The organism is Streptomyces capillispiralis, from assembly GCF_007829875.1.
In the GTDB taxonomy this organism is placed as follows: Bacteria; Actinomycetota; Actinomycetes; order Streptomycetales; family Streptomycetaceae; genus Streptomyces; species Streptomyces capillispiralis.
On the sequence record NZ_VIWV01000001.1, the window covers coordinates 3,914,371 to 3,927,170 of the forward strand.

Consider the following 12,800-nt stretch of genomic DNA (forward strand, 5'->3'; position numbering starts at 1 on the left):
TCCCCGGAGGCGTCAGCCCCTCGGGCTAGTGGCGGCGTTCCGCGGCGGGTCGCGGGGAACCCGTGGTGCATGAGATTTCTCGTGCGGGACCGGATCCTCGGGATCGGGGACGACTACTGGATCGAGGACGACCGGGGGAACAAGGTCTTCCTCGTCGACGGGAAGGCCCTGCGGCTGCGGGACACCTTCGAGCTGAAGGACACCGAGGGCCGCGTCCTCGTCGACATCCGCCGGAAGATGTTCGCCCTGCGGGACACCATGGTGATCGAGCGGGGCGGTGAGCCGCTGGCGACGGTCCGCCGCAAGCGGCTGTCCCTGCTGCGCAACCACTACCGGGTGTCCCTGGCGGACGGCACCACCGAGCTGGACGTCAGCGGCCGGATCCTCGACCGGGAGTTCGCCGTGGAGTACGACGGCGAACTGCTCGCCGTGATCTCCCGGCGGTGGCTGCACGTCCGGGAGACGTACGGCGTCGACGTCGTACGGGAGGACACGGACCCGGCGCTGCTGATCGCGGTGGCGGTGTGCGTGATCAACCTGGCGGAGAAGGAGCGGGAGGGGTAGCGGGGGCGACGCGGGGAGGCACCGGCGCCGCGGGCGCGCCCCAGCCCAGGGGAGGCCGCGCGGGCGCGCCGCCCCGGGGCGCCCGGGTCAGCGGCGCGGGCGGTCCAGGCCCAGGACGCGGTCCTTGAGGGCCGGGAAGCGCTCGCGGGTGCCCGCCACCGTCGTCGGGTCGAAGTCGACCGTGAGGACCTGCTCGCCGGGGCCCGCCTCCGCGAGGACCTCGCCCCAAGGGTCGACCACGATCGAGTGACCCGCCTGGGGAACTCCGGCGTGCGTCCCGGCCGTTCCACACGCGAGGACGAACGCCTGGTTCTCCACCGCCCGCGCCCGCGCCAGCAGCGTCCAGTGGGACCGGCGGCGTTCCGGCCAGCCCGCGGGGACGACGAGGGTCTCGGCGCCCGCGTCGACGAGCCCGCGGAAGAGTTCGGGGAAACGGAGGTCGTAACAGGTGGCCACACCAATGACGGTGTCCGGCAGACGGACCGTCACCAGCGCGTCGCCCGCACCCATCAGCACGGCCTCGCCCTTGTCGAAGCCGAACCGGTGGATCTTGCGGTAGGAAGCGGCCAGCTCACCGGAGGGGGAGAAGACGAGGGAGGTGTTGTAGAGCGTCCCGTCCGGGTCGCGCTCCGGGACGGAGCCCGCGTGCAGCCACACGCCCGCGTCGCGGGCGGCCTCGGCCATCGCCTCGTGGGTCGGCCCCTGGAGTGGTTCCGCCTCGCTGCCGAACGCCTCGTAGGCGAACGCGCCCGTGGTCCACAGCTCCGGCAGCACGACGAGATCGGCTCCGGCCTGATCCCGTACCGCCCCGGCGACCCGACGGCGCCGCGCCGCGACCGATTCGCCCTCGTTCACGGCTACTTGGAGCAAAGAGGCGCGCACACTACCACCGTCCTGGCGTTCGACCCGCCCACACGGGCCTACGATCGTCACACGAAAGCACTGCCGGGGTGCCACACAGCAGCGTAACTTAGCGTCCCAAGACACCCGCCGAGTGCAGCCATCGCCCACTGGCACCGCCGCCACCACCTGCCCGTGTACCGACCGCCGAGGGGTCCCGTTTCCGTGAGTCTGCATCCCACCCTCCAGCCCTACGCCGACGCCTGGACCCACTCCATCGAGGCGATATCCGAGCTGGTGCAGCGGTTGCCGGAGGCCGACTGGAACCTGCGCACACCGTGCCCGGGCTGGTCGGTCCGTGACGTGGTCTCGCACGTGATCGGCCTGGACTCCGAGATGTACGGCGACCCGCGCCCCATCCACACGCTGCCCCGGGACCTGTTCCACGTCACCAACGACCACCAGCGGTACATGGAGATGCAGGTCGACGTGCGCCGCCACCACACGGCGCCGGAGATGACCGCCGAGCTGGAACTCATGATCATCCGCCGCAACCGCCAGCTGCGGAACGAGAACCGCGCCCCGGACGCCACCGTGCGCGGCCCGCTGGGCACGGAGCTGACCCTGGAGGAGTCCATGCGCCGGCACGCGTTCGACGTGTGGGCGCACGAGCAGGATCTGCGCACGGCGCTGGGCCGCCCGGGCAACCTCGACTCCCCCGGCGCGCACATCGCCCGTGACGTGCTGCTCGCGGAACTGCCGCGCGTGGTGGCCGAGGACGCGCAGGCGCCGCGCAGTTCGGCCGTGGTCATCGACGTCCACGGTCCGGTGGAGTTCCTGCGCACGATCCGCGTCGACATCCAGGGCCGCGGCACCCTGGAGACGGCACCGGCGCTCGGCCCCGCCGCCACCCTCGCCATGGACTGGGAGACCTACGTCCGCCTGGCCTGCGGCCGGGTGACGCCGGAGGCGGTGGCGGACCGGGTGAAGACGGAGGGCGACCCGGACCTGACGGCGGCGATCCTGCGGCACTTCGCGGTGACGAAGTAGCCGGCCGGTCCCGGCCCGCCCGCCGGGCAGGTGGCGGGCCGGGACACCGGCACCGGCGGGTGCCCCGGCACGAGCCCGGTTCCCGCACCGGCACGTTGGACCGGTGCTGCGCCGGTACGTTGGACCGGTTCCCGCAGCGGCACGTGGACCGCTTCCCGCGGCGGCGGGCGGACGGCGGTTCCTACACCGGTACGTGGACCGATGACACCCGGCTCGCGACCAGCCGCTCCCGCTCCCTGCGCGCCGCCCGCCTGCGCAGCCGCAGGATCTGGGTGACGCCCAGCGCCTGGAGCACGAACACCGCCGAGAAGGCGAGGCGGTAGTCCTCCCCGGTGGCGTCCAGCAGCACACCGATCGCGAACAGCGTGGTCATGGAGGCGACGAAGCCCCCCATGTTGGTGATCCCGGACGCCGTGCCCTGCCGCTCGGGCGGATTGGCGGGCCGCGCGAAGTCGAAGCCGATCATCGACGCCGGCCCGCAGGCACCGAGCACCACGCAGAGCACCACCAGCAGCCACATCGGGGCCGTGTCCGCCGGGTAGGCCAGCGTCACCGCCCACACCAGCGCCGTCGCGCCCACCGTGCCGAGCGCCAGCGGCAGCCGTGCCCCGTGGTGCCGGGCGACGACCTGACCGTAGACGAGCCCGACGGCCATGTTGGACAGCACGACGAGGGTGAGCAGCTCACCGGCGGCCGCCCGGGACAGCCCCTGCGCCTCGACCAGGAACGGCAGGCCCCACAGCAGCAGGAACACCATCGCCGGGAACTGGGTGGTGAAGTGCACCCACAGCCCGAGCCGCGTCCCGGGCTCCCGCCAGGAAGCGGCGATCTGCCGGCGCACGTACGCGGCCCCCTGGTGCGGGACGGGTTCCGGTTCGTGCCCCTCTGGGTGGTCCCTGAGGAACAGCACCAGCAGCACGAACACCACGACACCGGCGAACGCGCTGCCCGCGAAGGCCGCCGTCCAGCCGATGCCGTGCAGCAGCCGGGCGATGACCAGCGTGGAGACGAGGTTGCCCGCCATGCCGACCAGGCCCGCCATCTGCGCGACCAGCGGCCCGCGCCGGGCAGGGAACCAGCGGGTGCCCAGCCGCAGCACGCTGATGAACGTCATCGCGTCCCCGCAGCCGAGCAGCGCCCGCGCGGCGAGCGCCATGCCGTACGACGGGGAGAACGCGAAGCCGAGCTGTCCGGCCGTGAACAGCACGACGCCGATGCCCAGCACCTTCTTGGTGCCGAGCCGGTCGACCAGCAGCCCGACGGGTATCTGCATGCCCGCGTAGACCAGCAGTTGCAGGATGGAGAACGTGGACAGGGCGGAGGCGCCCACGTCGAAGCGGTCGGCGGCGTCGAGGCCGGCCACGCCCAGCGACGTGCGGAAGATGACGGCGACGAAGTAGACCGAGACGCCGATGCCCCACACGGCGAGGGCGCGCCGTCCGCCTGGGGGTGCCCCCTCTGGGGGAGGGTCCCCGGGCAGGCTGCCGGAGTCCGTGCGTGCCGCGCCGCTCATCGCACCTCGCCCCGGGCCAGGTGGGAGAACCAGCCGACGTGCCGGTGGACGACCGCGACGGCCGCCTCCGGATCGCCGGAGCGCAGCGCCTGAAGGATCTCGCCGTGCTCGGCGAGGGTCTTGGCGATGCGGTCGGGATGGGAGTGCATCACGGCGACCCCCATGCGCAGCTGGCGGTCGCGGAGTTGGTCGTAGAGGCGGGAGAGGATCTCGTTGCCGCCGCTGCGCACGATCTCGGCGTGGAAGCACCGGTCGGTGACGGCGGCCGCGGCGAAGTCCCCGGCGGCCGCCTGCTCCCGCTGCCGGTCGAGCAGCAGCTCCAGGCGCTCGATGAGTCCGGGCGGGGCGGGCACGGCCTTCCTCGCGGCATGCTCCTCGACGAGCAGCCGCGTCTCCACCACGTCGGCGATCTCCTGGGCGGAGACCGGCAGGACGAGAGCGCCCTTCTTGGGGTAGAGCCTGATCAGGCCCTCGACCTCCAGGCGCAGCAGCGCCTCGCGCACGGGGGTCCGCGAGACGCCCACGGCCTCCGCCAGCTCCCCCTCGGTGAGCAGCGTCCCGCCCTCGTAACGGCGGTCCAGGACGCCCTGCTTGACGTGGGTGTAGACGCGGTCGGCGGCGGGCGGTTGCTTCACGGCGGCCAGGCTCATGCCGACAGGATAGATACAACACGTACGCATGGAAGTATCCGTCCACGATGCGGACCGACTCACCCCCGGGAAAGTGACCCGCTTCACGTACAACCCTCCGCCGTCGGCGTGCGTCAGACAGGTGCGGCTCCCTTGCGGGCCGTGCTGCACCTCCGTCGCACCACTGGGGAATTTCAACTCAATCGGGGTACCTCACTTGAATACCGGCATTCAGGGCATCCGCCTCCGCAGAGCCGTCGGCGTCGCCGTGACCACCGGCGCCGTGCTCGCGTCCGGGGCCCTCCACGCGGCGCCCGCGCAGGCCGCCGCCGCACCCACGATCGTCGCCAAGGGCGGCTACGTGATGAACAACGGGAACGGAAAGTCGCTTTACACCAAGGCGGCGGACACGCGTCGCTCGACCGGTTCGACGACGAAGATCATGACCGCGAAGGTCGTGCTGGCGCAGAAGAACCTGAACCTGGACGCCAAGGTCACCATCCAGATGGCCTACAGCGACTACATCGTGAAGCACAACGCCTCGTCGGCCCGCCTGATCGTCGGCGACAAGGTCACCGTGCGCCAGCTGCTGTACGGGCTGATGCTGCCGTCCGGCTGCGACGCGGCGTACGCGCTCGCGGACAAGTTCGGCTCGGGCTCGACGCGGTCCGCCCGGGTGAAGTCGTTCATCGGCAAGATGAACGCGGAGGCGAAGAAGCTGGGCCTGAAGAACACCAGCTTCGACTCGTTCGACGGCATCGGCAACGGCAAGAACTACTCGACGCCGCGCGATCTGACGAAGATCGCGAGCAGCGCGATGAAGAGTTCCACGTTCCGCTCGATCGTGAAGACGAAGAAGTACACGGCGAAGACCATCACCAAGACGGGCAGCACCCGCACGATGGCGCCGTGGACCAACACGAACACGCTGCTCAGCAACTACAGCGGCACGATCGGCGTGAAGACCGGCTCCGGCCCGGAGGCCAAGTACTGCCTGGTCTTCGCCGCGACGAGGAACGGCAAGACCGTCATCGGCACGGTCCTCGCCTCCTCCTCCGCCGCCCAGCGCGAGAAGGACGCCAAGCAGCTCCTGAGCTACGGCTTCGGCAAGGCCTGAGTCCGCACCCGCACCACCGCACGCCCCGAAGGGGCCCGTCACCGCCGACGGGCCCCTTCCGCGCGTGGGTGGCCATACCCCCTCCCGTCGGCCGGGACGGGAGTTTTCGCTCACCTTCGCTCGCAGTCGTGAACATCCCTGAACCGGCTGGCATATGCCCTCCGCACAGCTCTACGTTCCGCGACGGAGGTGGTTCACATGAACGAACCGAGCAACCGGCCCCAGCGGGCCGAGCAGCACGACGCGATCGACGTCAGTGACTTCGTGTACGCGGCTACCGGCGCGCGGGTGCGCAGGCTGACCATGCCGGACGGAACGCACTGGTTCCCGGCGGTGGACGTGTGCAGGGAACTGGGGCACACCAACGCCCGGCAGGCACTCTCGGACCATGTCCCGGACGAACACCGAGAGAATCTCGAGACCGTCACCGGAACTTACGGTCTCGGCGTTCCCGCAGGCAGGGAGTGGCGTCGAGACCTGAACGTCATCTCTCTCCAGGGCCTGATCCTGCTCGTCAACGCCTGCACCAAGCCGGCCTGCGCGCCCTTCAAGCAATGGGCCGCCGAAGTCATCGAGACCGTGCAGCGCGAGGGTTCGTACTCCCTCGACGAGGCCGAGGTGCAACCCCCCGAACCCGGCGCCCCCGTCGCCTACGCCATGCCGGAACAGGTCGCCGAGGCCATCGTCCGGCTCGAGGCGCACAACCTCCAGCTGGACGAGGAGCTGGCCAACGGTCAGCGTGCATCGATCGCGTTGCAAACGCAGATGGTGGCCATGCAAAGGGAGGCGTTGGCCGTGCAGCAGGAGATGCTGGACACGCAGCGGGAGACGCTGGCCATGCAGCGGGAGATGCTGGGCACGCAACAGGCCACCGTCGCCGTGCAGCAGGCCATGGTCCGGGCGGTGGAGCGCATCGCGGACCGGTTCGACGCCCTCGCCCTGCGGGGCCGGGAGCCCCGGAGCCCCGTCACCGCGCTGCCCACCACGGAGTCCCTGCTGGCCGACTGGCGGCAGCGGCTGTCCGTGACGGAGGACGTGTGGACGGTGGCCGTGTTCATCGCCCCCGTGCTCGTCGAACAGGGGGAGCTGCGCGAGCCGCTGGAGTCGATCGCCGCCCGTACCGGGCTGTCCGTGCGCCGCGTCAACGAGTGCCTGCGGCTGCTGCGCAAGCACGCCTGCATCCACTCGCGGGGCGGGGCCGAGGACGGGGCCCCGGTGTACGTGCTGCACCAGGTCTGAGCCCGGCACGGCAGAAGGGGCGTCGCAACTCCAACTTGCGGCGCCCCTCCCGTCATGAACCTACCCGGTCCGTGCCCTCACGCCCAGCTGATCAACCGCTTCGGGTGTTCCAGGATCGCGGCCACGTCGGCCAGGACCTTGGAGCCCAACTCGCCGTCGACCAGGCGGTGGTCGAAGGAGAGGGCCAGCGTGGTCACCTGGCGGGGCTTCACCTTGCCCTTGTGGACCCACGGCTGGAGCTTGATCGCGCCGACCGCGAGGATCGCGGACTCGCCGGGGTTGAGGATCGGCGTGCCGGTGTCGACGCCGAAGACGCCGACGTTGGTGATCGTCACCGTGCCGCCCTGCATCGCCGCCGGGGACGTCTTGCCCTCGCGGGCCGTGGACACCAGTTCGCCCAGGGACTCGGCCAGTTGCGGCAGCGTCTTGGCGTGGGCGTCCTTGATGTTCGGGACGATCAGGCCGCGCGGGGTGGCCGCCGCGATGCCCAGGTTGACGTAGTGCTTGACCACGATCTCCTGGGCGGCCTCGTCCCACGACGCGTTGATGTCGGGGTTGCGCCTGATCGCGACCAGCAGCGCCTTGGCGATCAGCAGCAGGGGGTTCACGCGCAGGCCCGTGAACTCCTTGTCCTGCTTGAGCTCCTCGACCAGCTTCATCGTGCGCGTCACGTCGACCGTCACGAACTCGGTGACGTGCGGGGCGGTGAACGCCGAGCCGACCATCGCCGCCGCCGTCGCCTTGCGCACCCCCTTGACCGGGACGCGGGTCTCGCGCGCGGTGTCGTACGACGCCGGCGCGACGGACGCGGCGGGCGCGGGGGCAGGGGCCGGGACGGCGGCGGGGGCCTCCGGGGCGGCCGGCTGCGCCGCCGCCACCGCCGCGTGGACGTCCTCGCGGGTGATGATGCCGTCCGGGCCGGTCGGGGTGACCGTGGCCAGGTCGACGCCCAGGTCCTTCGCGAGCTTGCGCACCGGGGGCTTGGCCAGCGGGCGCGACGCCCCCGCGACCGGAGCCGGAGCCGCAGCCGGAGCCGGAGCCTGAGCCGCGGCCGCCGCGTGGCCGTTCAGCTCCTGCTGGACGGCGGCCGCCGCCTGCTGGGCCGCGGCGTCCGGGGCCGCCGCCTTGCGGGGGCGGCGGCGGGTGGAGGACGTCGCCACGCCGTAACCCACCAGGACGGGCTGGCGGGCCGCCGGCTCGGCCTTCGGCTCCTCGGCCACCGGTTCCGGCGCGGCGGCCGGTGCGGGCGCCGCCGCCTCCGGGGCGGCGCCGCCGGAGACGTCCACCGCGATGATCGACGTGCCCACGTCGACCGTGGTGCCCTCGGGGAAGTGCAGCGCGCGCACCACCCCGTCGTAGGGGATGGGCAGTTCGACGGCCGCCTTCGCCGTCTCGACCTCGCAGACCACCTGGCCGTCGGTGACCGTGTCGCCGGGCTGGACGTACCACTTGAGGATCTCGGCCTCGGTCAGGCCCTCGCCCACGTCCGGCATCTTGAACTCGCGTACGGACGCGTCCGTCATCGTCGTCACGACCCTCTCCTCAGTACGCCAGCGAGCGGTCGACGGCATCGAGCACCCGGTCCAGGTCCGGGAGGTAGGACTCCTCCAGGCGGGCCGGCGGGTACGGGGCGTGGTAGCCGCCCACCCGCAGCACCGGGGCCTCCAGGTGGTAGAAGCAGCGCTCCGTGATCCGCGCGGCGATCTCCGCGCCGGAACCGAAGAAGACCGGTGCCTCGTGGACGACGACCAGCCGGCGCGTCTTCTCCACCGACCTCTGGATCGCGTCGAAGTCGATCGGGGAAACCGACCGCAGGTCGAGGACCTCCAGGGAGCGGCCCTCCTCGGCCGCCGCACCGGCGACCTCCTGGCAGAGCTTCACCATGGGGCCGTACGCGGCGAGCGTCAGGTCCGTGCCCTCGCGCACCACGCGGGCGGCGTGCAGCGGGCCGGGGATCGCCTCGGTGTCGACCTCGCCCTTGTCCCAGTAGCGCCGCTTGGGCTCGAAGAAGATCACCGGGTCGTCGCTCTGGACGGCCTGCTGCATCATCCAGTACGCGTCCGACGCGTTGGACGGGCTGACGATCTTCAGGCCCGCGACATGCGCGAACAGCGACTCCGGGGACTCGGAGTGGTGCTCCACCGCGCCGATGCCGCCGCCGTAGGGGATGCGCACGACGACGGGGAGCTTGACCTTGCCCAGCGAGCGGGCGTGCATCTTCGCGAGCTGCGTGACGATCTGGTCGTACGCCGGGAAGACGAAGCCGTCGAACTGGATCTCCACCACCGGGCGGTAGCCGCGCAGGGCCAGGCCGATCGCCGTGCCGACGATGCCCGACTCGGCGAGCGGGGTGTCGATGACACGGCTCTCGCCGAAGTCCTTCTGCAGTCCGTCCGTCACCCGGAACACGCCGCCGAGCTTGCCGACGTCCTCACCCATGACGAGGACCTTGGGGTCCGCGTCCAGGGCACGCCGCAGCGACTCGTTGATCGCCTTGGCCAGGGCCATCTTCTCAGCCATCTCACTTACCCCCGTCTTCGTCCGCGAACGACGCCTGGTAGGCGGCGAACTGCGCCCGCTCCTCGTCCACGAGCGCGTGACCGTCCGCGTACACGTTCTCGAAGATGGCGAAGTGGTCCGGGTCCGGCATGGCACGGACCGCTTCGCGCACTCGTTTGCCCAACGCCTCGCTCTCGGCCTCCAGTTCCGCGAAGAATCCCTCGTCCGCGTGGTGTGCGGACTCCAGGTGGCGGCGAAGGCGCAGGATCGGGTCCTTGGCCTCCCAGGCGGCCCGCTCGTCGTCGTGGCGGTAGCGGGTGGGGTCGTCGGAGGTGGTGTGCGCGCCCATGCGGTACGTGAACGCCTCGACCAACGTCGGGCCCTCACCGGCGCGGGCCCGCTCCAGGGCCCACTTGGTGACGGCGAGGTTCGCCAGCACGTCGTTGCCGTCCACGCGGACGCCCGGGAAGCCGTAGCCCTGAGCGCGCTGGTACAGCGGCACGCGGGACTGCTTCTCGGTCGGCTCGGAGATCGCCCACTGGTTGTTCTGGCAGAAGAACACCACCGGGGCGTTGTAGACCGCGGAGAAGGTGAAGGCCTCGGCCACGTCGCCCTGGCTGGAGGCGCCGTCGCCGAAGTAGGCGATCACCGCGCTGTCCGCGCCGTCCTTGGCGACGCCCATCGCGTACCCCGTGGCGTGCAGGGTCTGGGAGCCGATGACGATCGTGTACAGGTGGAAGTTGTTGCCGTTGGGGTCCCAGCCGCCGTTGTTCACACCGCGGAACATGCCGAGCAGGTTGGCCGGGTCCACTCCGCGGCACCAGGCGACGCCGTGTTCGCGGTAGGTGGGGAAGACGTAGTCGTCGTCGCGCAGGGCCCGGCCGGAGCCGATCTGCGCCGCCTCCTGTCCGAGCAGCGAGGCCCACAGGCCCAGCTCGCCCTGGCGCTGAAGGGAGGTGGCCTCGGCGTCGAAGCGTCGGGTGAGCACCATGTCGCGGTACAGGCCGCGCAGCTCCTCGGCGGTGATGCCGTCGACGTAACCGTCGAACTGTGCGTTCTTGACGCGCTTGCCCTCGGGCGTCAGCAGCTGGACGAGGGCGGGCTCGGTGCTCTTCTTGGCGCCGACGGCCTTTTTGGTCGTGCTGGTGGTGCGCTTGGTGCCGGTGGTGCCGGCCTTCGTTCCGGCGCTGCGTCGCGGTGTGCGCGCGGCAGTGCTCTCCACGGTCACGTGTGCTCCTCCGTCGGTCCGGCCCCCGGGGTTGCCGGTAGGCCAGTGCGGCTCACCTGTTACTCGACCACCGGGCACGGGGTGGGTGCCACTCGGCCGGGAACAGGCGTGACAGGTGCCCCGGCGAGCGCCCTGCAAGAGGCACGGTACCCAGTGCTCCACATTTCTGTGAAACCCCATCTGACCTGCGATTTTGCTTGGATATCCAAGTAAATCGGGGACGGTCCTGAAGGTGCGCTGGTCACAGCCTTGCAGGCTGCCGGAGCAACGGCACGTTATCCCGGGCACCCCGGACACGGGAAGGGTCGAGTTTCGCGACACCACCCGCGCGGGGGCCGCCCGGCGGAGGAGAGGGTCAGCCGCCCACGTTGCCGACGGAGGTTCCGGCGTCGGTGCCGCCCGCGTCCGCGCCGCCGGCGTCGGTGCCGCCCGCGTCGGTGCCACCGGCGTCCGTACCGCCCGCGTCGGTGCCGCCCGCGTCCGTACCGCCGACGTCCGTGCCACCGGTGTCCGTGCCGCCGGTGGGCGTGTCGGGCGCGGTCGGCTGCGAGCTCGTCGGCGGGTTGCTCGGCTCCTCCGACTGCGTCTGCGACGGGGCCTCGGACGGCGTGTACGTCTGGTCCCAGTTGCCGCCGGAACCGGTGCCCGGGTCCGTGCCGGTGTCGGTGCCCGGGTCGGTGGTCTCCTCGGTCGCCTCGTCGCTCGGGCTCTCGCTGGACTTCTCGTCCTCGGTGGTCTGCGTCACGGACGGGGACGTGTCGGGCTTCCCTCCGCCGCCGTCGCCACTGCCGTTCATCGCCAGCGCGACGCCCGCCGCGATGGCGATCACCGCGAGCACCGCGAGGACCAGCAGCTTGCCGCGTCCGCTGCCCCTGTTGCCGTGGCCCTCGAAACCGCCGTCGTCCCCGCCGCCGTACCCGGTGGGCAGGATCGGCTGCGGGATGGCCGCCGTGCTGGAGGCGTCCGGGTGCGGCATCGCGGTCGTGCCCGCGAAGCCCGCCGCGGGGGTGTGCCGGCCCTCGTGCAGGTGGACCGGGCCGGTGTTCCAGGTGCCGGTGTGGCCGCCCTGGTCGTACAGCATCTGGAGCGCGTACTGGATCAGTCCGCGCATCTCCTCGGCCGTCTGGAAACGGTCGTCGGGCTCCTTGGCGAGGGAGCGCATGACCAGCCCGTCCAGCTCCGGCGGGCAGCCGTCCGAGGCCTCCGAGGGGGGCGTGGGGATGTCCTGGACGTGCTGGTAGACCACCGACAGCGGCGTCTCACCCGTGAAGGGGGGCCGCAGCGCCAGCAGCTCGTACATCAGGCAGCCGGTGGCGTACAGGTCGGAGCGGTGGTCGACGGCCTTGCCGAGCGCCTGCTCCGGGGAGAGGTACTGCGGGGTGCCCATGACCATGCCGGTCTGGGTCATCGTCGTGGACGCGCCGTGCAGCGCGCGGGCGATGCCGAAGTCCATCACCTTCACGGCGCCGTTGTGGGTGATGATGACGTTGGCCGGCTTGATGTCGCGGTGCACGATGCCGTGCTGGTGGGAGTAGGCGAGCGCCTCCAGGACACCGGAGACGATGATCAGCGCCTGCTCGGGGCCCGGGGCCTCGGCGTTCATCAGCAGGTCGCGGATGGTGCGGCCCTCGACCAGCTCCATCACGATGTACGGCACCGACTGGCCGCCGACGACGTCCTCGCCGGAGTCGTACACGGCGACGATCGCGTGGTGGTTGAGACCGGCCACCGACTGCGCCTCGCGCGTGAAGCGCGCCTTGGACACGGGGTCCTCGGCGAGGTCGGAGCGGAGCAGCTTGACGGCGACCGTGCGCCCGAGCCGTACGTCCTCTGCGGCGAACACCTCGGCCATGCCGCCCCGGCCGAGCCGGTGCGTCAGCCGGTACCGGCCGTCGCCGACAAGCCCGCCGTTGCCCCAGTTGTCCGGCGCGTCCGAGATGCCGCCGCCAGTCGCCTCGGGGTCGGACGGGCCCTGAGCGCGCTGCTGCTGTGCCATCAGTCCTCGCCGTCGTTTCTGCCCGCGGTGCGCGCGGTGTTGTTACGGTCTCCGTCGGCCACGCTACAGCCTTCGCGGGGGCCTCCGGTCCGAGACGGACTGCCAGGACCGGCACGGGACGGACC

The 12,800-nt window shown here is 71.5% G+C and carries 11 protein-coding genes; 4 read left to right on the forward strand and 7 right to left on the reverse strand.

Translation table 11 applies throughout. The annotated features are described in order from the left end of the window. Nucleotides 1-69 precede the first annotated feature (69 nt). Nucleotides 70-564 carry an LURP-one-related/scramblase family protein gene (locus FHX78_RS16695; RefSeq protein WP_145868253.1) on the forward strand — a complete coding sequence of 165 codons (495 nt, stop codon included), beginning with the start codon at nt 70-72 and terminating at the stop codon, nt 562-564. Between the two features lie 87 nt (nt 565-651). Here the strand turns inward: FHX78_RS16695 and FHX78_RS16700 are convergent, their stop codons facing one another. After that, nucleotides 652-1,446, reverse strand: coding sequence for a carbon-nitrogen family hydrolase (locus tag FHX78_RS16700; RefSeq protein WP_145868254.1), 795 nt, complete (start codon nt 1,444-1,446; stop codon nt 652-654). A 183-nt stretch (nt 1,447-1,629) separates the two neighbouring features. On the opposite strand from FHX78_RS16700, the gene FHX78_RS16705 reads away from it, so the two are divergent. After that, complete coding sequence (locus tag FHX78_RS16705) at nt 1,630-2,454, forward strand: maleylpyruvate isomerase family mycothiol-dependent enzyme (protein WP_145868255.1); 825 nt, start codon at nt 1,630-1,632, stop codon at nt 2,452-2,454. A 181-nt stretch (nt 2,455-2,635) separates the two neighbouring features. Here the strand turns inward: FHX78_RS16705 and FHX78_RS16710 are convergent, their stop codons facing one another. Both FHX78_RS16710 and FHX78_RS16715 read right to left on the reverse strand, forming a co-directional pair. After that, the gene (locus FHX78_RS16710) at nt 2,636-3,967 is read right to left on the reverse strand and encodes an MFS transporter (RefSeq protein WP_145868256.1); all 1,332 of its coding nucleotides are present in this window, start codon (nt 3,965-3,967) and stop codon (nt 2,636-2,638) included. Continuing rightward, nucleotides 3,964-4,617: a GntR family transcriptional regulator gene (locus tag FHX78_RS16715; RefSeq protein WP_145868257.1), complete on the reverse strand. Its 654-nt coding sequence runs from the start codon at nt 4,615-4,617 to the stop codon at nt 3,964-3,966. The genes FHX78_RS16710 and FHX78_RS16715 overlap by 4 nt, the downstream gene beginning before the upstream one ends. 196 nt (nt 4,618-4,813) lie before the next feature. Between FHX78_RS16715 and FHX78_RS16720 the strand changes: the two genes are divergently transcribed. After that, nucleotides 4,814-5,713 carry a D-alanyl-D-alanine carboxypeptidase family protein gene (locus FHX78_RS16720; protein WP_145868258.1) on the forward strand — a complete coding sequence of 300 codons (900 nt, stop codon included), beginning with the start codon at nt 4,814-4,816 and terminating at the stop codon, nt 5,711-5,713. A gap of 198 nt (nt 5,714-5,911) precedes the next feature. Beyond that, nucleotides 5,912-6,952, forward strand: coding sequence for a BRO-N domain-containing protein (locus FHX78_RS16725; RefSeq protein ID WP_145868259.1), 1,041 nt, complete (start codon nt 5,912-5,914; stop codon nt 6,950-6,952). A gap of 77 nt (nt 6,953-7,029) precedes the next feature. On the opposite strand, the gene FHX78_RS37950 is transcribed toward FHX78_RS16725, so the two are convergent. The 4 genes from FHX78_RS37950 to FHX78_RS16745 all read right to left on the reverse strand — a co-directional run bounded on the left by FHX78_RS37950 (nt 7,030) and on the right by FHX78_RS16745 (nt 12,675). Continuing rightward, on the reverse strand, nt 7,030-8,484 hold the full coding sequence (locus FHX78_RS37950) for a dihydrolipoamide acetyltransferase family protein (protein WP_145868260.1): 1,455 nt from the start codon (nt 8,482-8,484) through the stop codon (nt 7,030-7,032). A 10-nt stretch (nt 8,485-8,494) separates the two neighbouring features. After that, complete coding sequence (locus FHX78_RS16735; protein WP_145868261.1) at nt 8,495-9,472, reverse strand: alpha-ketoacid dehydrogenase subunit beta; 978 nt, start codon at nt 9,470-9,472, stop codon at nt 8,495-8,497. Between the two features lies 1 nt (nt 9,473). Then, nucleotides 9,474-10,679, reverse strand: coding sequence for a pyruvate dehydrogenase (acetyl-transferring) E1 component subunit alpha (gene pdhA, locus FHX78_RS16740; RefSeq protein ID WP_145868262.1), 1,206 nt, complete (start codon nt 10,677-10,679; stop codon nt 9,474-9,476). A gap of 355 nt (nt 10,680-11,034) precedes the next feature. Continuing rightward, the gene (locus FHX78_RS16745) at nt 11,035-12,675 is read right to left on the reverse strand and encodes a protein kinase domain-containing protein (protein WP_145868263.1); all 1,641 of its coding nucleotides are present in this window, start codon (nt 12,673-12,675) and stop codon (nt 11,035-11,037) included. Nucleotides 12,676-12,800: the final 125 nt, after the last annotated feature.

Coding starts and splice junctions, on each gene's coding strand:
- FHX78_RS16695 (WP_145868253.1), top strand. CDS start 70: ATGAGATTTCTCGTGCGGGACCGGATCCTCGGGATCGGGGACGACTAC.
- FHX78_RS16710 (WP_145868256.1), bottom strand. CDS start 3,967: ATGAGCGGCGCGGCACGCACGGACTCCGGCAGCCTGCCCGGGGACCCT.
- FHX78_RS16745 (WP_145868263.1), bottom strand. CDS start 12,675: ATGGCACAGCAGCAGCGCGCTCAGGGCCCGTCCGACCCCGAGGCGACT.
- FHX78_RS16715 (WP_145868257.1), bottom strand. CDS start 4,617: ATGAGCCTGGCCGCCGTGAAGCAACCGCCCGCCGCCGACCGCGTCTAC.
- FHX78_RS16735 (WP_145868261.1), bottom strand. CDS start 9,472: ATGGCTGAGAAGATGGCCCTGGCCAAGGCGATCAACGAGTCGCTGCGG.
- FHX78_RS16725 (WP_145868259.1), top strand. CDS start 5,912: ATGAACGAACCGAGCAACCGGCCCCAGCGGGCCGAGCAGCACGACGCG.